The 17,109-nt window shown below is 54.6% G+C and carries 21 protein-coding genes; 16 read left to right on the top strand and 5 right to left on the bottom strand.

Features of this window, described 5'->3' with window-relative positions; all coding sequences use genetic code 11:
- Positions 1–31: 31 nt before the first annotated feature.
- The 5 genes from AMM41_RS01575 to ptsP are packed head-to-tail and all read left to right on the top strand — an operon-like array spanning position 32 to position 4,338.
- Positions 32–580: a hypothetical protein gene (locus AMM41_RS01575; RefSeq protein WP_089952277.1), complete on the top strand. Its 549-nt coding sequence runs from the start codon at positions 32–34 to the stop codon at positions 578–580.
- Positions 577–1,851, top strand: coding sequence for an MFS transporter (locus AMM41_RS01570; protein ID WP_228769042.1), 1,275 nt, complete (start codon positions 577–579; stop codon positions 1,849–1,851). Before AMM41_RS01575 ends, AMM41_RS01570 begins: the two co-directional genes overlap by 4 nt.
- A 13-nt stretch (positions 1,852–1,864) precedes the next feature.
- Positions 1,865–2,308 carry a PTS sugar transporter subunit IIA gene (locus tag AMM41_RS01565; protein ID WP_089952275.1) on the top strand — a complete coding sequence of 148 codons (444 nt, stop codon included), beginning with the start codon at positions 1,865–1,867 and terminating at the stop codon, positions 2,306–2,308.
- A complete protein-coding gene (locus tag AMM41_RS01560; RefSeq protein WP_089952273.1) occupies positions 2,277–2,546 on the top strand; it encodes an HPr family phosphocarrier protein in 270 nt (89 codons plus the stop codon). Before AMM41_RS01565 ends, AMM41_RS01560 begins: the two co-directional genes overlap by 32 nt.
- 43 nt (positions 2,547–2,589) lie before the next feature.
- Positions 2,590–4,338, top strand: coding sequence for a phosphoenolpyruvate--protein phosphotransferase (gene ptsP / locus AMM41_RS01555; protein WP_089952271.1), 1,749 nt, complete (start codon positions 2,590–2,592; stop codon positions 4,336–4,338).
- A gap of 24 nt (positions 4,339–4,362) precedes the next feature.
- Here ptsP and yghU read toward each other — a convergent pair whose 3' ends face one another.
- Genes yghU through AMM41_RS01530 form a run of 5 tightly spaced genes read right to left on the bottom strand, consistent with a single transcriptional unit; the run spans position 4,363 to position 7,773 of the window.
- Positions 4,363–5,241, bottom strand: coding sequence for a glutathione-dependent disulfide-bond oxidoreductase (gene yghU, locus AMM41_RS01550; protein ID WP_089952606.1), 879 nt, complete (start codon positions 5,239–5,241; stop codon positions 4,363–4,365).
- A 41-nt stretch (positions 5,242–5,282) separates the two neighbouring features.
- Positions 5,283–6,293 (bottom strand): lipoyl synthase, encoded by a 1,011-nt coding sequence (gene lipA, locus AMM41_RS01545; protein WP_089952269.1) that lies wholly within the window; start codon positions 6,291–6,293, stop codon positions 5,283–5,285.
- A gap of 43 nt (positions 6,294–6,336) precedes the next feature.
- A complete protein-coding gene (gene lipB / locus AMM41_RS01540; RefSeq protein WP_194944561.1) occupies positions 6,337–6,999 on the bottom strand; it encodes a lipoyl(octanoyl) transferase LipB in 663 nt (220 codons plus the stop codon).
- Positions 7,000–7,001: 2 nt separating this feature from the next.
- Complete coding sequence (locus tag AMM41_RS01535) at positions 7,002–7,301, bottom strand: DUF493 family protein (RefSeq protein WP_089952265.1); 300 nt, start codon at positions 7,299–7,301, stop codon at positions 7,002–7,004.
- A 25-nt stretch (positions 7,302–7,326) separates the two neighbouring features.
- The gene (locus AMM41_RS01530) at positions 7,327–7,773 is read right to left on the bottom strand and encodes a CopD family protein (protein WP_089952263.1); all 447 of its coding nucleotides are present in this window, start codon (positions 7,771–7,773) and stop codon (positions 7,327–7,329) included.
- Positions 7,774–7,967: 194 nt separating this feature from the next.
- Here AMM41_RS01530 and AMM41_RS01525 point away from each other — a divergent pair, with 194 nt between their 5' ends.
- From AMM41_RS01525 to AMM41_RS01475, 11 genes are all read left to right on the top strand, one after another.
- Positions 7,968–8,486: an ATP synthase subunit I gene (locus AMM41_RS01525; protein WP_089952260.1), complete on the top strand. Its 519-nt coding sequence runs from the start codon at positions 7,968–7,970 to the stop codon at positions 8,484–8,486.
- Positions 8,487–8,501: 15 nt separating this feature from the next.
- Entirely contained in the window at positions 8,502–9,380 is an 879-nt protein-coding gene (gene atpB / locus AMM41_RS01520; protein WP_089952258.1) for a F0F1 ATP synthase subunit A, read from the top strand.
- Positions 9,381–9,437: 57 nt separating this feature from the next.
- Positions 9,438–9,686, top strand: a complete 249-nt coding sequence (atpE, locus tag AMM41_RS01515) for a F0F1 ATP synthase subunit C (RefSeq protein ID WP_019429175.1) — start codon at positions 9,438–9,440, stop codon at positions 9,684–9,686.
- A 36-nt stretch (positions 9,687–9,722) separates the two neighbouring features.
- Entirely contained in the window at positions 9,723–10,193 is a 471-nt protein-coding gene (locus AMM41_RS01510) for a F0F1 ATP synthase subunit B (protein WP_089952256.1), read from the top strand.
- Positions 10,194–10,215: 22 nt separating this feature from the next.
- Entirely contained in the window at positions 10,216–10,746 is a 531-nt protein-coding gene (locus AMM41_RS01505; RefSeq protein ID WP_089952253.1) for a F0F1 ATP synthase subunit delta, read from the top strand.
- A gap of 43 nt (positions 10,747–10,789) precedes the next feature.
- The gene (atpA, locus tag AMM41_RS01500; RefSeq protein ID WP_089952251.1) at positions 10,790–12,343 is read left to right on the top strand and encodes a F0F1 ATP synthase subunit alpha; all 1,554 of its coding nucleotides are present in this window, start codon (positions 10,790–10,792) and stop codon (positions 12,341–12,343) included.
- A gap of 27 nt (positions 12,344–12,370) precedes the next feature.
- The gene (gene atpG / locus AMM41_RS01495; RefSeq protein ID WP_089952250.1) at positions 12,371–13,258 is read left to right on the top strand and encodes a F0F1 ATP synthase subunit gamma; all 888 of its coding nucleotides are present in this window, start codon (positions 12,371–12,373) and stop codon (positions 13,256–13,258) included.
- Between the two features lie 38 nt (positions 13,259–13,296).
- Positions 13,297–14,700: a F0F1 ATP synthase subunit beta gene (gene atpD, locus AMM41_RS01490; protein WP_089952247.1), complete on the top strand. Its 1,404-nt coding sequence runs from the start codon at positions 13,297–13,299 to the stop codon at positions 14,698–14,700.
- 68 nt (positions 14,701–14,768) lie between these two features.
- Entirely contained in the window at positions 14,769–15,182 is a 414-nt protein-coding gene (locus tag AMM41_RS01485) for a F0F1 ATP synthase subunit epsilon (RefSeq protein WP_089952246.1), read from the top strand.
- Between the two features lie 332 nt (positions 15,183–15,514).
- On the top strand, positions 15,515–16,528 hold the full coding sequence (locus AMM41_RS01480; RefSeq protein ID WP_089952603.1) for a YheT family hydrolase: 1,014 nt from the start codon (positions 15,515–15,517) through the stop codon (positions 16,526–16,528).
- Positions 16,521–17,069: a DUF2946 family protein gene (locus AMM41_RS01475; protein WP_089952600.1), complete on the top strand. Its 549-nt coding sequence runs from the start codon at positions 16,521–16,523 to the stop codon at positions 17,067–17,069. Before AMM41_RS01480 ends, AMM41_RS01475 begins: the two co-directional genes overlap by 8 nt.
- Positions 17,070–17,109: the final 40 nt, after the last annotated feature.

Genomic DNA, 17,109 nt, shown 5'->3' with positions numbered 1-17,109 from the left:
AACAGTTCTGCTGATCAGGATAATCACCCCCATGAAAAGTATTCGCATTGGCCTTTTGGCCTGTTTGTTGCCAACGCTGTGGCTCAGTGCATGCAGTCCAGATCAAAACTGGCGCGAGGTCACTTTGGAGGGGACCGCCTTTAAAGTCCAATTGCCTTGCAAGCCTGATCGAGCCAAGCGGTCTGTCGTCATGAACAACATGCCTGCCCAATTGCAAGTTGTGGGCTGTGAAAGCTCAGGGTCTATGCTCGCCTTCATGACGGTCGAGTTGCAAACGGGTGCAGATGCCAATGCACTCATGGAGGGCTGGCAAAAAGTCACACTTGAGAATATGCGGGCGGACACCGTTGGGACGCCTGTTCAACAGCAAGTGTGGCATCGTCCAGGCCAATTGCCCATGAAGGCTTCGTTACGACTACAAGCCAAGGGTTTCAGTGCCAATGGCCAAGCTGTCAATATCGACGCCGTATGGGGGGCTGTGGCCGATGGTGATCGGGTGCGATTGATCCATGCAGTGGTTTACGCACCAAAAATTTCGCCAGATTTGGCCAATACCTTGTTTGAGGGACTTCGACCATGACCGCCGTCACATTGGCTCACAACACCATGCACTCCGATCGCTTGTCACGAAGAAGTGCAGTGGTGGTGTTCTTGGCATTTGCGCTGGCTTATTTCTTTTCCGCATTGGTCAGGGCCATCACCGCCACACTGTCACCCACACTCACTGACGAATTCAGTCTCAATGCGCAAGACCTTGGATTGTTGGCAGGTGGATATTTCCTTGGATTTTCATTCACCCAATTGCCACTGGGCCGTCTGTTGGACAGCCATGGCCCCAAAAAGGTCGTGTTGGCTTTCTTGACGTTTGCTGTGTTGGGTTGTTTGGCTTTTGCTTGGGCGGACAGCTTTACAGGGTTGTTGGCCGCCAGAGTCTTGTGTGGCATGGGGGTCAGCGCATGCTTGATGGCCCCCTTGACAGGCTACAGACGGTGGTTTGACGCCAATGACCAATTGCGAAGCAATTCATGGATGCTGATGACCGGTTCGTTGGGCATGCTGGCGGCCACATTGCCAGTGCAGTGGTTGATGCCCATTTGGGGCTGGAGAGCGCTTTTTGTCATGTTGGGCATCATGATTGCCTTGGCCATGGTCTTGATTTTCATGGTGGTCCCTTTATGGCGAACAACCAGCACCAACGAGGATCCTGCGGCCAAAGTCATCCAAGATGATGGCAGTTACCGGGAAATTTGGCGCAGTGCGTATTTTTGGCGCATGACGCCCATAGGATTTTTCAGCTACGGAGGGATGGTGGCCATTCAGACCTTGTGGGCTGGGCCCTGGATGACGCAGGTCGCTGGCTGGACACCGACTGAGGCAGCAAAAGGCTTGTTTTTGATCAATCTGTGCATGTTGGTCACATTTTGGCTCTGGGGATTGATGAGCCCTGGCTTGGCCCGCAGAGGTATCCCTGTGGAGCGTTTGATAGCCTGGGGATTACCCATGAGTTTTGTCGTGATTGCCAGCTTGGCTTGGATGGGCCCATCCATCGGCACGGGTGCAGCTGTTGGCGTGGCTTTGTTGTGTGTTTCCAGCACGGTGGTTGCGTTGGCGCAGCCAGCCGTGGGCATGGCATTTCCACCCCATTTGGCAGGCCGTGCATTGTCTGCTTACAACCTGGTTGTTTTTGCCGGAATTTTTGTTGTTCAGTGGGGCATTGGATTGATGGTCGATGCCGGTCTGGGCATGGGCCTTCAAAAGCCAGCGGCTTATCAAATGGCTTTGGCTTGTTTTGGTGTTTGCTCGGGGTTGTCGTGGGTGTATTTTTTGCTGAAACGTCCGATTCAAGCCTGATAATGACCTGCTTATGATCGGCATCCTCATCATTGCTCATGCGCCACTGGCCAGCGCTCTGCGCGATTGCGCATTGCATGTTTTTCCGGATTGTGCGGCCGGCGTTTTGGCCCTCGATGTGTTGGCCAATGATGCCCCTGAGGACAGCCTGCAGCAAGCGTACAACGCCATGACAGCGTTGGCAACGCAAGAAGTGTTGTTGCTCAGTGACGTGTTTGGAGCAACGCCTTGTAATGTGGCGCAGCAGTTGGGTGATGGCTCGCGAACCCGCCTGGTCGCTGGGGTTAATTTGCCCATGTTGCTGCGCAGTGTTTGTTACCGACACGAAAGTTTGGAGTCACTGGCGGCACGTGCCCACGCAGGTGGAACACAGGGTGTCATGCCCGTTGGAAGTACAGCCCCACAAAATCAAACAGGAACAAGACATGCCTCAAGCCACCACGACCATCAGCAATAAACTGGGTCTTCATGCACGCGCATCCGCCAAACTGACAAAATTGGCAGGCAGTTTTCCCTGTGATGTCTGGTTGAGCAAAGGTGAGCGACGCATCAACGCCAAAAGCATCATGGGCGTGATGATGCTGGCAGCGGGCATTGGGAGTGAGGTTGTTCTTGAAACTTCTGGTGAAAGAGAACAAGAAGCACTTGATGCATTGCTCGCATTGATGGCCGATAAATTTGGTGAGGGCGAATGACGGTGCTCGTGCTTCATAAAAATCGGGCTTTGGAGCTTTACCCATGACGTTCAGCATCCATGGATTGGCGGTCGCCCGAGGCATCGCCATCGGGCGGGCTGTTTTGGTGGCGTCGAGTCGTGTCGATGTGGCGCACTACTTCATCCAAGCGGACCAAATACCGGTTGAAATCGAGCGTTTGTGTACAGCACGAGATGCCGTCATCGATGAGTTACAGCGTTTGCAGCGTGACATGCCCAAAGACGCGCCACACGAACTGGCCGCTTTGCTCGATGTGCACCTGATGCTGCTGCAAGATGAGGAACTCAATGCCAGTGTCGCGCACTGGATCAAAGAGCGGCTTTATAACGCCGAGTGGGCATTGACCAGCCAGCTGGAAATCATCGCGCGTCAATTTGACGAGATGGATGACCCCTATTTGCGAGAGAGAAAAGCTGACGTAGAACAAGTTGCCGAGCGTGTGTTGCACAGTCTCAAGGGCTCAGGTTCACCCATGGTCAAGGTCCAAAGACCCTTGCGGCCGCAACAAGACCTTCAATTGGGTGATACGGATGTGCCACTGGTTTTGGTTGCACACGACTTATCACCCGCCGACATGTTGCAATTCAAGCAAAGTGTTTTTACCGGGTTTGTGACCGATGTAGGGGGCAAAACATCTCACACAGCCATCGTGGCTCGGAGTTTGGACATCCCCGCTGTGGTGGGGGCCCGTACGGCCAGCCAGTTGGTGAAGCAAGATGATTGGGTCATCATTGACGGTGACGCTGGCGTGATCATTGTGGATCCATCGCCCATTATTTTGGCCGACTATGGCTTCAAACAACGGCAAGGTGAATTGGAGCGAGAGCGCTTGGTCCGATTGCGCCACACACCGGCCATCACGCTGGATGGTCAAAAAATCGAATTATTGGCCAACATTGAGATGCCTGAAGATACGCAAGCGGCCATCTCGGCGGGGGCAGTCGGTGTGGGTTTGTTTCGCAGTGAGTTTCTCTTCATGGGCCGTCAAGGGAACTTGCCCGGTGAAGAAGAGCAATACGAGGCCTACCGCCGCGCTGTTGATGGCATGAAGGGTTTGCCCGTGACCATCAGAACTGTTGACGTGGGCGCAGACAAGCCGCTTGATGAAGCCCGTCATGATGCATCGCATTTGAACCCCGCACTGGGCTTGCGTGCAATCCGGTGGAGTTTGGCGGATCCCTCGATGTTTCTGACGCAGCTGCGTGCGATTTTGCGTTCAGCAACGCATGGTCAAGTGAATTTGTTGGTGCCCATGTTGGCTCATGGGAGCGAAATTCGTCAAACCCTGGCATTGATTTCGCAGGCCAGGCAGGAACTCGATCGAAGGGGTACAGCCCATGGACCCGTGCGTTTGGGGGCCATGATCGAAATTCCTGCGGCAGCCCTATCCTTGCGCTTGTTCACACGATACTTTGATTTTTTGTCCATCGGCACCAACGATTTGATTCAGTACACCTTGGCCATTGATCGAGCCGATGAGTCGGTGGCCCATTTGTACGACCCGCTTCATCCTGCTGTGCTGCGCTTGATCGCAGACACCATTGCACAAGGGCAAGTCAGCGGTAAAAGTGTTTCTGTTTGTGGCGAGATGGCGGGAGATATCAGCATGACCCGATTGCTCTTGGGTTTGGGGCTTCGCAGCTTTTCCATGCACCCCTCGCAAATTTTGGCGGTCAAGCAACAAATTTTGCGCTCAGACAGTGCCAAGTTGGCGCTGTGGGCTCAGCAAGTGATGGACAGTGATGATCCGGCCAGCATGATGTCGAGTTGACTGGTGGCCGAAATTTATCAAGCCTCAATCCTTGGATTTTGATTTTTTATCTTGAGTCTGCGTCTCAAAATCAGCCGCATCATGGCGTTCATGCAACTGTGATTCAGGGGCACCCATCACGCGGTTGACCATGCGACCGCGCTGCACGGCAGGGCGTTGCGCCAGTTCTTCGGCCCAGCGCTGCACATGGGTGTATTCCTGCACCTGCAAAAATTCACCGGCTTCGTACAGCAGACCTTTGGCCAAAGCGCCATACCAGGGCCAGATGGCGATGTCGGCGATCGTGTAGTCGTCGCCGGCGATGAAGCGGCTCTCGGCCAAGCGGCGGTCCAACACGTCCATCTCGCGCTTGACCTCCATGGCAAAGCGGTCAATGGCGTATTCGATCTTGACCGGCGCATAGGCATAAAAATGCCCGAAACCGCCACCCAAATAAGGGGCGCTGCCCATTTGCCAGAACAACCACGACAGGCATTCGGCGCGTCGGGCGGGGTCGGTGGGCACCAGAGCACCAAATTTTTCGGCCAGGTACAGCAAAATCGCACCCGATTCGAACACCCGCACCGGTTGCTCGCCGCTGCAGTCCAGCAGCGCCGGGATCTTGGAGTTGGGGTTCACGCTGACAAAGCCACTGCTGAATTGTTGGCCCTCCTGGATGCGGATCAGCCACGCATCGTATTCGGCGCCTGCGTGCCCCAGGGCCAGCAACTCTTCGAGCATCACGGTGACCTTGACGCCGTTGGGCGTGCCCAGCGAGTACAGCTGCAGTGGGTGCTGGCCTCGCGGCAGGTCTTGCTCGTGTGTGGCCCCTGAGATGGGGCGGTTGATGTTGGCAAATCGCCCGCCGTTGGCCTTGTTCCAAGTCCAGACGGAGGGAGGGGTGTAAGCGCTGGTGTCGGTCATGATGGGGTGCTCCGTGTGAATGGGCCAGTCAATGGCCAGGCTCAAGCCTTGTCTGCCAAGCTCAGATGCGCCGAATGCGCCTGCTGATCCGCGTGGTAGCTCGAACGCACCATCGCACCCACCGCTGCATGTGAAAAGCCCATTTCATAGGCCTTGGCCTCGAACATCTTGAAGGTGTCGGGGTGCACATAGCGGCGCACCGGCAGGTGGCTGTTGCTGGGGGCGAGGTATTGGCCGATGGTCAGCATCTCGATGTTGTGCGCGCGCATGTCGCGCATGACGTCCAGAATTTCTTCGTCGGTTTCGCCCAAGCCCACCATCAGGCCACTCTTGGTCGGCACATTCGGGAACAGCGCCTTGAATTTCTTCAGCAAGTTCAGTGAGAACTGGTAGTCCGAGCCGGGGCGCGCTTCCTTGTACAAGCGTGGCACGGTTTCCATGTTGTGGTTCATCACATCGGGCGGCGCGGCCTTCAAGATCTCGAGGGCGCGGTCGTCGCGCCCCCGGAAGTCGGGCACCAGCACTTCGATTTGGGTGGTGGGCGAGAGTTCGCGGGTTTTGCGAATGCACTCGACAAAGTGCCCGGCACCGCCGTCGCGCAGATCGTCGCGGTCCACGCTGGTGATGACCACATACTTCAGTTGGAGCTGCGCAATGGTCTTGGCCAGGTTGTCGGGCTCGTTCACGTCCAGCGGGTCGGGGCGGCCGTGGCCCACGTCGCAAAACGGGCAGCGCCGAGTGCATTTGTCGCCCATGATCATGAAGGTGGCCGTGCCCTTGCCAAAGCATTCACCGATGTTGGGGCAGCTGGCTTCTTCGCACACAGTCACCAGCTTGTTGGCGCGCAGCACGTCTTTGATTTCGTAAAAACGGGTGGTGGGCGAGCCCGCCTTGACACGGATCCATTCGGGCTTTTTCAACACCTCGGCCTGCTCGACCTTGACCGGAATGCGCGAGAGTTTGGCGGCGGCCTTTTGTTTGGCCATGGGGTCGTAGTTTTCAACGCTTTGCGCTTCGCGTACCACTTGGCGTTCGGTCGGGATGTTGCTCATCGGATTCTTTCGGTGGCCGCTCGGCGGCAGGTCAGGAGGTGTTTCAGAGTCGGGCAGCGAGTTCGCCCGCCAGCACCCGGGCGGCTTCGTCCCAAGTGGTTTCAACACCGATTGTAAAAAGGTCCACGGTTTTCAGGCCGGCATAACCACAAGGGTTGATACGCTCAAAGGGTTGAAGGTCCATGGCCACGTTCAGGGCTGCGCCGTGGTAAGTGCAGTGGCGACTGACTTTGATGCCCAAGGCGCTGATCTTGCCCAAGCCCTTGAATGGGTCGTCTGCCGGGGCCGGGCCGACCAGGGCTGCGTGGCTGAAGGGGTCGTCCAGGCGCACATAAATGCCCGGCGCACCCGCCACCCGGTGGCCTGTCACGCCGAAGTGCGCCAGGGTGCGTATGACCGACTCTTCCAGCTTGAAGACGTATTCTTTGACGTAGTACCCGGCGCGTTGCAGGTTGACCAAGGGGTAAGCCATGACTTGGCCGGGGCCATGAAAAGTGACTTGCCCACCCCGGTTGGTTTGAACCACCGGAATATCGCCGGGCATCAAGAGGTGCGAGGCTTGCCCCGCCAGCCCTTGGGTGAACACAGGCGGGTGTTCGCACACCCAAAGTTCATTGGGCGTCTCAGGCGTGCGCGCGGTCGTGAACGCCTGCATGGCTTCGTAGGTTGGCAAATAGTCCACTTGCCCAAGAAGCCGGATGTCCATGCTCAAAGCACGATTTTGACCATGGGGTGCGAGGTCAGGGCGCGGTACAGGTCGTCGAGTTGTTCGCGGCTGGTGGCCGTGATGCTGAGCGTCACGCCCAGGTAGTTGCCGCCTTTGCTGGGTCGCAATTCGATGGAAGCGGGATCAAAGCCAGGATCAAATTGCAAAGCAACTTGGCACATGGCCTCGGCAAAGCCGTCGACCATGGCACCCATGACCTTGATCGGAAAGACCGATGGGTACTCGATCAGGGTGTCTTTGCGAGGGTCGATGCCTGCCGGTGGTGTGAGAGAAGCACTCATGAAATAGTCCCTTAGACACGCAAGCTTAACGCCAGACGGTGACGGCCAAAACCGCGAGCCAGCCCAACGCAAAATTGGTCAGTACCAAGGGGTGAATTTGTCCCAAAGCCTTGCCCGCAGCGGGCCAATCGGAGGTTGCCACGGCAGCTTTCAGACGTCGAAAGGGCGCAAACCAGATGTGGGCAAAAATCAGGCACATCAGCAGGCCCAGGGCTGACATGGCGTGCCAACCTGTCGGGGCGAGCTTCATGTCCGCCATCGACAACATCCAGAAACCGGAGGCCAGAATCAAGGCAATCGAGATCCAGACCATGAAGAAAAATCGGGAAAGAACGTCAGACATCAGGCGCAGACGCTCAGGCGCTTGTAAAAGTTGGATCGCCACGGGGCGCAAAGCCAAAATGACCAATGCCATCCCACCAAGCCAAACAATGCCTGCACCCAAGTGCAGAAATTTAACCCAATCGTACATGCCGTAACCCCTTGATCAATTTGTAATTTGTCGTTGAACGAACAAGGGTTCGATTGTCACCTGAGTCGGTGCGAAGGCGAAACTTCTTAGACTGTAGGGGCGGCGTATCAAAAAAAATGAACAGGCACGGGTTTCTACGTATAATCAGAGGCTTTGCAGCATTTGCCAAGTGCGTAACCTGGTTGTAATTTGAGATGGTCAAAATCGCCTCATCCACACAAACCGAAAGACGCGGCAACAGCGAAGAGCTTGCAGATGAAGGCGAAGAAGCTGAATTCAAGCCCTTGACGGTCGCACAAGCACAAGCATGGCGACAAAACAACCCACAAGCCTCGCCTTGGCGAGTTCTGGGTTTGCAGGCGGGGGTTGGTGTATTGATGGTCTTGCTTACGGGCTTGGTCACAGGGGATGCTGCTATGGCGGCTTCTGTGGCTTGGGGTTCAGTGGCAGTGGTCATTCCTGCCGTGGTGTTTGTCAGGGCTTTGAATCGGCAAATGCGACGGACTCAGCCGGGCTCAGCCTTGGTGGGTTTGATGGTGTGGGAGTTGGTCAAGATTGCATTGACTGTGGCGCTGCTTCTGGTTGCGCCCAAAGTGATTTCTAATTTGAGCTGGTTTGCCTTGGTGGCAAGCTTTGTGGTGACGATGAAGATGTACTGGTTGGCCATGGCGCTGGGCTGGTTACAACAAAAATCGAAACCGACTATTTTTTGAACTGATTGGTGATTTATGGCTGCTGAAAACGCTGGCGCACACGCCCCAACGGCTGGAGAGTACATCCAGCATCACTTGCAACACCTGCAAATGAATTTCTCATTTGAGGGAGTGAAGCAAACAAGCATCGTTGATTTCAGTTTGTTCAACCTGGACTCGGTCTTTTTCTCCCTCGTTTTGGGTGTTATTGGCTGTGTTGTGCTGTGGGCGGCTGCTCGCAAGGCAACTTCGGGTGTTCCTGGACGTTTTCAGGCAGCGGTCGAGATCCTGTCTGAAATGGTTGAAAACCAGGCCAAGGGCGTGATCCACAACGCCAAGAGCCGCAAACTGATTTCGCCATTGGCATTGACGGTGTTCGTCTGGATTTTCCTGATGAACGCGATGGACATGTTGCCGGTCGATCTGATTCCTGCTGCATGGCATGCTGCGGGTCCGGCTTTGGGCTTCAAAGACTACATGCGTGTGGTGCCAACAGCTGATTTGTCCACCACATTGGGTTTGTCCTGTTCAGTCTTGTTCATCTGCTTGGTCTACAACATCAAGATCAAAGGCTTGGGCGGTTGGGCGCACGAATTGATTGCTGCTCCGTTTGGTGATCACTGGGCTTTGTGGCCAGTGAACTTCCTGATGCAGATGATTGAATATTTGGCCAAGACGGTTTCGCATGGCATGCGACTGTTTGGCAACATGTTTGCGGGTGAGTTGGTGTTCATGTTGATTGCCCTCATGGGTGGCGGCTGGGCATTGTCGGCAACTGGCGTGGGTCTGGCCATTGGTCATATCGTCGCCGGTACCGTGTGGACTTTGTTCCACATCCTGGTCATCACCTTGCAAGCCTTCATCTTTATGATGTTGACGCTGATCTACACAGGTCAAGCGCACGACGCACATTGATGACACTTTTTCCCTTGTTTCTTTTTTCTTTTTTCCACTAACTTTTAGGAGCTTCTCATGGAAAACATTCTCGGCCTGGTGGCATTGGCATGCGGTTTGATCGTTGGTCTGGGTGCTATCGGCGCTTCGATCGGTATTGCTTTGATGGGCGGCAAATTCCTCGAGTCTTCGGCTCGTCAGCCTGAATTGATGAACGAACTCCAAACCAAGATGTTCATCTTGGCGGGTCTGATTGATGCTGCGTTCCTGATCGGTGTGGCCATCGCTTTGCTGTTCGCCTTCGCCAACCCCTTCGTTTTGAAGTAATCCACGTACCTCTTCCAACAGAAGAAGGACTGAACCGTGAACATTAACGCTACTCTGTTCATTCAGATGATCGTTTTTGCGATTCTGGTGTGGTTCACGATGAAATTCGTGTGGCCCCCGATCACAAAAGCGCTCGATGAACGGGCACAGAAAATCGCTGACGGCCTCGCTGCCGCCGACAAAGCCAAAGCCGAACTCTCCAGCGCCAATGCGCGAGTCGAGTCCGAGTTGGCCAAGTCGCGCAACGAGACGGCTACGCGCTTGGCTGACGCCGAGCGCCGTGCAAATGGCATCGTTGACGAAGCCAAAGCACGTGCCACCGAAGAAGGCAACAAGATCATCGCCGCTGCCAAGGCCGAAGCCGAGCAGCAAGCAGTCAAGGCCCGCGAAGCTCTGCGTGAGCAAGTTGCAGCCTTGGCCGTCAAAGGCGCCGAGCAGATTCTCCGCAAGGAAGTCAATGCCGGTGTCCACGCTGATCTGCTGAGCCGCCTCAAGACCGAGCTGTAAAAAGCTCCAGCCAGAGAAGACCATGGCAGAACTTGCTACCATCGCCCGCCCTTATGCCGAAGCGCTTTTCAAAGCGCAGGCATCCGATCTTGCTGGCACGGCCGCTTGGCTGGAAGAACTCGCTGCTGTTGCCGACAACGCGCAACTGCAGCAGTTCATCGACAGCCCCAAAGTGTCCGACGAGCAGGCATTCGATCTGATCTCTGGCGTGCTGCGCACAGCACTGCCTGAGGCTGGCAAGAATTTCCTGCACCTGGTGATCGAAAACCGCCGTCTCAGTGCGCTGCCTGTCGTTGCACAGCAGTACCGGGCTCTCATGAATGCGCAAGGTGGCACCGCAGATGCGGTGGTCTACAGTGCATTCCCCATTGACGCTTCAGCTTTGGCTGATTTGTCGGCCACGCTCGAAAAGCGCTTTGCGCGCAAGCTCAACGTGAGCGTCGAGTTGGATACTTCCTTGATTGGTGGCATCCGTGTGGTGGTGGGTGACGAGGTCCTCGATACCTCCGTCAAGGCCCGACTGGAACAAATGAAATCGGCCCTCACCGCTTAAGCGGATTGAGACCGGACATATTTAAAGAAAGAAGGAAAGAGTCATGCAACTCAATCCCGCAGAAATTTCTGAACTGATCAAGAGCCGCATTGAAGGGCTGTCCGCCAGCGCCGATATCCGTAACCAAGGTACCGTGGTGTCGGTGACCGACGGTATCGTTCGCGTCCATGGCTTGTCCGACGTGATGCAAGGCGAGATGTTGGAATTCCCATCGACCGCTGATGGCAATGCCACATTTGGTCTGGCCCTGAACCTCGAGCGTGACTCGGTCGGTGCCGTGATTTTGGGCGAATATGAGCACATCTCTGAAGGCGACACGGTCAAGTGCACTGGCCGTATTCTGGAAGTGCCCGTAGGCCCTGAACTGATTGGCCGTGTGGTGAACGCCTTGGGTCAGCCGATTGACGGCAAAGGCCCCATCAACGCCAAAATGACCGACGTGATCGAAAAAGTCGCCCCTGGCGTGATCGCACGTAAGTCGGTTGACCAACCCATGCAGACTGGCCTGAAGTCGATCGATTCCATGGTGCCCGTGGGCCGTGGTCAGCGCGAATTGATCATTGGTGACCGTCAGACCGGCAAGACAGCCGTTGCGATCGACGCCATCATCAACCAAAAAGGTCAGAACATGACCTGCGTTTACGTCGCGATTGGCCAAAAAGCCTCGTCGATCAAAAACGTGGTGCGCGCTCTGGAACAAGCTGGCGCGATGGAATACACCATTGTGGTGGCCGCTTCCGCCTCTGAATCTGCTGCCATGCAGTACGTGTCGGCCTACTCTGGCTGCACCATGGGCGAATACTTCCGTGACCGTGGCGAAGACGCGTTGATCGTGTATGACGATCTGTCCAAGCAAGCCGTGGCTTACCGTCAAGTGTCGCTGCTCTTGCGCCGCCCACCAGGCCGCGAAGCTTACCCTGGCGATGTGTTCTATTTGCACAGCCGTTTGCTCGAGCGTGCAGCCCGCGTGAATGCCGACTACGTCGAAGCCTTCACCAAAGGCGCAGTGACTGGCAAAACTGGTTCTTTGACAGCTTTGCCTATCATCGAAACCCAAGCCGGTGACGTGTCCGCTTTCGTGCCCACCAACGTGATTTCGATCACCGACGGTCAGATCTTTTTGGAAACCAGCTTGTTCAACGCCGGTATCCGCCCTGCGATCAACGCCGGTATTTCGGTGTCCCGCGTGGGTAGCTCTGCTCAGACCAAGATCATCAAAGGTCAGTCTGGTGGTATCCGTACCGACTTGGCCCAGTACCGTGAATTGGCCGCGTTTGCGCAGTTCGCCTCTGACTTGGACGAGTCCACACGCAAGCAGTTGGACCGTGGTGCCCGCGTGACCGAATTGCTCAAGCAAGCCCAGTACAGCCCCTTGTCGATCAGCTTGATGGGTGCCAGCCTGTTTGCCGTGAACAAAGGCTTCATGGACGACATCGATGTCAAGAAAGTCTTGTCCTTCGAGCATGGCTTGCACGCTTACCTGAAAGATTCGTGTGCCGCCTTGCTGGCCAAGATCGAAAGTTCCAAAGCGCTGGACAAAGAGGCTGAAGCCGAATTGAACACCGCCGTGGCTGCTTTCAAGAAAAGCTTTGCTTAATTTCTACCTGATCAAAAGGAGCCGCTGATGGCATCGGGCAAGGAACTACGCACCAAGATCAAATCGGTGGAAAACACCAAGAAGATCACAAAAGCCATGGAGATGATTTCTGTCTCCAAAATGCGCAAGGCGCAGGAGCGTATGCGTACGGCCCGGCCTTACAGCGAGAAGATTCGCACCATTGCGACTCACCTCGGGCAGGCCAACCCTGAGTACGTGCACGCCTTCATGAAGCAAAACGACGGCAAGTCCGTCGGCTTCATCGTGGTGACCACGGACAAAGGGCTGTGCGGTGGCTTGAACACCAACCTGTTGCGTGCCGTGACGGGTCAATTGCGTCAAACGCAAGCAGAAGGCAAGACGCCACTGGCTGTGGCCATTGGTGGTAAAGGTTTGGGTTTTCTCAACCGCGTCAATGCCAAAGTGGTGGCCCATGTCACCCATTTGGGCGACAAGCCTCACTTGGAAAAGCTGATTGGCCCTGTCAAGGTGCTGCTGGATGCTTATGCCGCAGGTGAAGTCAGTGCTGTGTACCTGTGTTACAACAAGTTCGTCAGCACCATGGCGCAAGTGCCAACCATTGATCAGCTCTTGCCCTTGTCCTCGTCCAAGATGCAAGAAGATACCAAGGCAGCAGGTACGGTGTCGCATGGTTGGGATTACATCTACGAACCCGATCCACAGTCGGTGATTGATGATTTGTTGGTCCGTTATGCAGAAGCGCTGGCTTATCAAGCAGTTGCAGAAAACATGGCTTCTGAGCACGCAGCGCGAATGGTCGCCATGAAGGCTGCAACAGACAATGCTGGCAATGTGATTGGCGAACTCAAACTCGTCTACAACAAGACCCGTCAAGCCGCCATCACCAAAGAACTGTCTGAAATCGTCTCTGGCGCAGCCGCGATCAGCGGTTGATTCACAGTTCTGCTAAATCAAATTATTTGGAGCGAAAAATGCAAGCCCAAGGAAAAATAGTTCAGTGTATTGGCGCTGTGGTCGACGTGGAATTTCCACGTAACCAGATGCCCAAAGTTTATGACGCACTCAAAATGGAAGGCTCTGCGCTGACATTGGAAGTGCAGCAGCAACTCGGCGATGGCATCGTGCGCACCATTGCGCTCGGTTCTTCCGACGGCTTGCGCCGTGGTCTGATGGTGTTCAACACAGGCAAGGCGATCACCGTGCCCGTGGGCAAAGCCACACTGGGCCGAATCATGGACGTGTTGGGTTCACCCATCGACGAACGTGGTCCTGTCAGCCAAGAATTGACATCTTCCATCCACCGCAAGGCGCCAGCTTACGACGAACTGAGCCCATCACAAGAATTGCTGGAAACCGGCATCAAAGTGATTGACTTGGTCTGCCCGTTCGCCAAAGGCGGTAAGGTCGGTTTGTTCGGTGGTGCCGGTGTGGGCAAGACCGTGAACATGATGGAACTCATCAACAACATCGCCAAGGCGCACAGCGGTTTGTCCGTGTTTGCTGGTGTGGGTGAACGTACCCGTGAAGGTAACGACTTCTACCACGAGATGGCCGACTCCGGCGTCGTGAACCTCGAGAACCTGCCTGAGTCCAAAGTGGCCATGGTGTACGGTCAGATGAACGAGCCACCAGGCAACCGTTTGCGCGTCGCCTTGACCGGTCTGACCATCGCCGAATCCTTCCGTGACGAAGGCAAAGATGTGTTGTTCTTCGTGGACAACATCTACCGCTACACACTGGCCGGTACCGAAGTGTCCGCCTTGTTGGGCCGTATGCCTTCTGCTGTGGGTTACCAGCCAACGCTGGCCGAAGAAATGGGCCGTCTGCAAGAGCGTATCACCTCGACCAAAGTCGGTTCGATCACTTCCATCCAAGCCGTTTACGTGCCAGCCGATGACTTGACCGATCCATCGCCAGCGACCACCTTCGCGCACTTGGATTCGACCGTCGTGTTGTCGCGTGACATCGCTTCGCTCGGTATCTACCCTGCTGTGGATCCTCTGGACTCCACCAGCCGTCAGCTCGATCCTTTGGTTGTGGGTCAAGACCACTACGAAACAGCCCGCGCTGTGCAAGGCACCTTGCAGCGTTACCGTGAACTGCGCGACATCATCGCCATCATGGGCATGGATGACTTGGCGCCAGAAGACAAGTTGGCCGTGGCCCGTGCTCGCAAGATCCAGCGTTTCCTGTCGCAGCCATTCCACGTTGCTGAAGTGTTCACCGGCTCACCCGGCAAGTACGTCACCTTGGCCGAAACCATCCGTGGTTTCAAGATGATTGTGGCTGGCGAGTGCGATCACCTGCCAGAGCAAGCTTTCTACATGGTCGGCACCATCGACGAAGCTTTCGAGAAGGCTAAAAAGGCCGCTTAAGGCAGCGCATTGGGGGGCTTTTTCAATCTCCCCAATGCCCGCTTTAACGTACCTTTTAAGGAGAAAACATGAACACCATCCACGTAGATGTGGTCAGTGCCGAAGAATCCATTTATTCGGGTGAAGCTCGATTTGTGGCTTTACCCGGTGAATCTGGCGAACTGGGCATTTATCCTCGTCACACGCCGCTGATCACTCGGATCAAAGCGGGTTCAGTTCGAATCGAGAAGGCTGACGGTGGCGAAGAATTTGTATTCGTTGCCGGTGGTATTCTGGAAGTTCAGCCCGACTGTGTGACGGTCCTGTCTGACACCGCGATTCGAGGCAAAGACCTTGACGAAGAAAAAGCCAACGCAGCGAAGTCAGCGGCTGAAGAAGCACTGAAAAATGCAAAGAGTGAAATCGACCTGGCTCGTGCAACATCAGAGCTTGCTGTATTGGCTGCACAGTTGTCGGCATTGCGTAAATACCGCAAGAAGTGATCAGCTGAAATTGGTTTTAACCGATGCATCAAAGTAACCCGGAACAGAAATGTCTCCGGGTTTTTTGTTTTGGGATGCGCCATGTTGATGTGTAAACTCAGCTGACATCAAGGATGAAACAAACATCCATGAACGCTTGTTTTCATGAGGTTGGATGGACAAAAACACAGTCCACGATCGCAATGGCTGACGATGAAAAAGATGGAAATGGAAACGATGTTGAAACTCACCATGCTGGATAGCTTGAGTTGTACGGGCCCTCGATGTGAGGTTAACTCTAGACAAACTGTGTGCAATCGTTGAGTTATCTACAAGGTGTTGAATTGAACATGATGGACTATGTCGCGCCGACTTGGTTACCGGGAGGACACGCACAAACCATATGGCCTGCATTGTTCGCACGTCGACAATTTTCAACCTCTTCACCTCAAGTCAGAGAACGATGGCATGCCCCTGATGGTGATTTCATTGACGTGGACAAACAAAGGGCCAGCAGCCCGCACAGACCATTGATCGTTCTTTTTCATGGCTTGGAAGGCTCCTCAAGCAGCCATTACGCTGTGGCCTTTGCTGATTGGGCCGCCGAGCAAGATGTGAATTTCGTGTTGCCGCATTTCAGAGGCTGCAGTGGTGAGTTGAACAATGGACCACGTGCCTATCACTCAGGGGATCACCAAGAAATCCATTGGATATTGAACAAGTTGCGCCAAGAGCACCATCAAGCCGGTGGACAAACGATGGTTGCAGCAGGCGTCTCTCTGGGCGGTAACGCATTGATGCGCTGGGCAGGTGAGCATGGTGAAGAAGCCTTGAAATCCGTGGATGCCATTGCTTCCATTTGCGCACCGTTGGATTTAACCGAAAGTGGTCGAGCAATGGGTCAAGGGGTCAATCGTCAAATTTATACCAGGATGTTTTTGCGAAGCATGAAACCCAAAGCCATGTCCAAATTCGCCCAGCATCCAGGTTTATTTGATGCCCAAAAACTCAAAGCAGCGCGAGATCTGTATGAATTTGACAATGTGTTCACAGCGCCTGTGCATGGATTTCAAAATGCAGACGACTACTGGTTGAAAGCCTCTGCAAAACCACTGATGAAACAAATCAAATTGCCCGCCTTGGCTTTGAACGCCAAAAATGACCCATTTGTCCCCATGCTCAGTCTGCCGAAACAAAGCGATGTGTCATCTTCCGTGACACTCTGGCAACCCCAGCAAGGCGGCCATGTCGGATTTGCACAGGGAACATGGCCCGGACATGTGCGAGGCATGCCCGATGCAGTCGGTGAGTGGCTTTTGAATGCCTCAGGCGTGATGATGAATGAGAGGATGGCTCAACATGGATGATCTGGTCAAAAAAGCCATGGCCAAATGGCCAAATGTTCCCGATTGCTATGGATGGTTGGCTTTGGACAGTCGTGGGCAATGGTTCATGCGTGATGAGCGTGTTCAGAACTTGGGCTCATTTCAAAGCGGGGTCGCAGGAAGCAAAGGATCCTTGCTCAAACACGAAAAATTGATCGAGTTCATCAACCGAAATTATGCAGTCGATGAGGAAGGGTGTTGTTATTTTCAGAATGGCCCCCAAAAGGTTTTTGTAGAACTTGAAATCACGCCTTACGTGTGGCGTGTCAATGAACCCTTTACGCCCGTTGCACATACGGGCGTCAGCTCAAAAGCGCTTGCATGCCTGATGGATGAGCTGGGACGTGTGTATCTGAAAACGGACCTTGGTTTTGGTTTGGTACACAGTCTGGATGTGGGCCTGGTGGCCGAAACATTGGAAAAAGGCAACTGTGTTTTGGAAGAATGTGAATCCCAAGCGCTACCGGGTCAAAATCACTACGTGATGAGTCCACAAAGCATCGTTCAAGAAAAAAACACATAAAAAAAACCGACCCTGAGGTCGGTTGTTTGGTGCGTGAAAA

It is taken from the genome of Limnohabitans sp. 2KL-3, assembly GCF_001269405.1.
Classification (GTDB): domain Bacteria; phylum Pseudomonadota; class Gammaproteobacteria; order Burkholderiales; family Burkholderiaceae_C; genus Limnohabitans_A.
The sequence above is the reverse complement of the archived record's forward strand: the minus strand, read 5'-3'. Positions and strand labels throughout refer to the sequence as shown.

What these genes read in the sequence shown, in the direction of transcription:
- AMM41_RS01485 (WP_089952246.1), top strand. Translation starts at nt 14,769, where the DNA reads ATGAACACCATCCACGTAGATGTGGTCAGTGCCGAAGAATCCATTTAT.
- atpA (WP_089952251.1), top strand. Translation starts at nt 10,790, where the DNA reads ATGCAACTCAATCCCGCAGAAATTTCTGAACTGATCAAGAGCCGCATT.
- AMM41_RS01565 (WP_089952275.1), top strand. Translation starts at nt 1,865, where the DNA reads ATGATCGGCATCCTCATCATTGCTCATGCGCCACTGGCCAGCGCTCTG.
- AMM41_RS01525 (WP_089952260.1), top strand. Translation starts at nt 7,968, where the DNA reads ATGGTCAAAATCGCCTCATCCACACAAACCGAAAGACGCGGCAACAGC.
- atpE (WP_019429175.1), top strand. Translation starts at nt 9,438, where the DNA reads ATGGAAAACATTCTCGGCCTGGTGGCATTGGCATGCGGTTTGATCGTT.
- AMM41_RS01530 (WP_089952263.1), bottom strand. Translation starts at nt 7,773, where the DNA reads ATGTACGATTGGGTTAAATTTCTGCACTTGGGTGCAGGCATTGTTTGG.
- AMM41_RS01570 (WP_228769042.1), top strand. Translation starts at nt 577, where the DNA reads ATGACCGCCGTCACATTGGCTCACAACACCATGCACTCCGATCGCTTG.
- lipA (WP_089952269.1), bottom strand. Translation starts at nt 6,293, where the DNA reads ATGAGCAACATCCCGACCGAACGCCAAGTGGTACGCGAAGCGCAAAGC.
- ptsP (WP_089952271.1), top strand. Translation starts at nt 2,590, where the DNA reads ATGACGTTCAGCATCCATGGATTGGCGGTCGCCCGAGGCATCGCCATC.
- lipB (WP_194944561.1), bottom strand. Translation starts at nt 6,999, where the DNA reads ATGGACATCCGGCTTCTTGGGCAAGTGGACTATTTGCCAACCTACGAA.
- AMM41_RS01535 (WP_089952265.1), bottom strand. Translation starts at nt 7,301, where the DNA reads ATGAGTGCTTCTCTCACACCACCGGCAGGCATCGACCCTCGCAAAGAC.
- atpG (WP_089952250.1), top strand. Translation starts at nt 12,371, where the DNA reads ATGGCATCGGGCAAGGAACTACGCACCAAGATCAAATCGGTGGAAAAC.
- AMM41_RS01505 (WP_089952253.1), top strand. Translation starts at nt 10,216, where the DNA reads ATGGCAGAACTTGCTACCATCGCCCGCCCTTATGCCGAAGCGCTTTTC.
- AMM41_RS01575 (WP_089952277.1), top strand. Translation starts at nt 32, where the DNA reads ATGAAAAGTATTCGCATTGGCCTTTTGGCCTGTTTGTTGCCAACGCTG.
- atpD (WP_089952247.1), top strand. Translation starts at nt 13,297, where the DNA reads ATGCAAGCCCAAGGAAAAATAGTTCAGTGTATTGGCGCTGTGGTCGAC.
- AMM41_RS01475 (WP_089952600.1), top strand. Translation starts at nt 16,521, where the DNA reads ATGGATGATCTGGTCAAAAAAGCCATGGCCAAATGGCCAAATGTTCCC.
- atpB (WP_089952258.1), top strand. Translation starts at nt 8,502, where the DNA reads ATGGCTGCTGAAAACGCTGGCGCACACGCCCCAACGGCTGGAGAGTAC.
- yghU (WP_089952606.1), bottom strand. Translation starts at nt 5,241, where the DNA reads ATGACCGACACCAGCGCTTACACCCCTCCCTCCGTCTGGACTTGGAAC.
- AMM41_RS01560 (WP_089952273.1), top strand. Translation starts at nt 2,277, where the DNA reads ATGCCTCAAGCCACCACGACCATCAGCAATAAACTGGGTCTTCATGCA.
- AMM41_RS01480 (WP_089952603.1), top strand. Translation starts at nt 15,515, where the DNA reads ATGGACTATGTCGCGCCGACTTGGTTACCGGGAGGACACGCACAAACC.